Raw genomic sequence first — 521 nt, 5'->3', positions numbered from 1 at the left:
GGATAATTAAAGCGTTATGAAAATAAAAATTGATGATTTGTCAGGCGGAGAGGTTATTCGGCTATTAGAAGAGCATTTAGCTGACATGTATGCGACGTCGCCACCAGAGAGTGTTCATGCACTCGATGTTGACGCGTTGAAATCACCAGAGATTACATTTTTCAGTGCATGGAAAGACAGTCAATTACTGGGCTGCGTAGCTATCAAAGAGCTGGATGCGAAGCATGCTGAGCTTAAGTCGATGAGGACCTCTCAATGTGCTCGTAATACTGGGGTGGCGAGCCAACTTTTGCAGTATGTTTTAGACACGGCTTCAAACCGCCAATATCAAAGAATCAGCTTGGAAACGGGTTCTGAGGAATACTTCAAGCCTGCGCGTAACTTATACGAGAAGTTTGGCTTTGGTTACTGTGAACCCTTTGCGGATTACGAATTAGACCCTTACAGCCAGTTCATGAGTATCGAATTACGCTAAATATGGTCTATTAGAATTATACCGTATAAAGAGATTCCCTATCACG

Annotated in this window: 1 protein-coding gene; it reads left to right on the top strand. The window is 43.0% G+C overall.

Features of this window, described 5'->3' with window-relative positions; all coding sequences use genetic code 11:
* Window positions 1-16: 16 nt before the first annotated feature.
* The gene (locus tag BCT81_RS21845; RefSeq protein ID WP_102425823.1) at window positions 17-475 is read left to right on the top strand and encodes a GNAT family N-acetyltransferase; all 459 of its coding nucleotides are present in this window, start codon (window positions 17-19) and stop codon (window positions 473-475) included.
* Window positions 476-521 lie beyond the last annotated feature (46 nt).

It is taken from the genome of Vibrio sp. 10N.261.52.A1, assembly GCF_002876325.1.
GTDB classification, from domain to species: Bacteria; Pseudomonadota; Gammaproteobacteria; order Enterobacterales; family Vibrionaceae; genus Vibrio; species Vibrio chagasii.
This window is presented reverse-complemented; position numbering and strand designations above follow the sequence as displayed.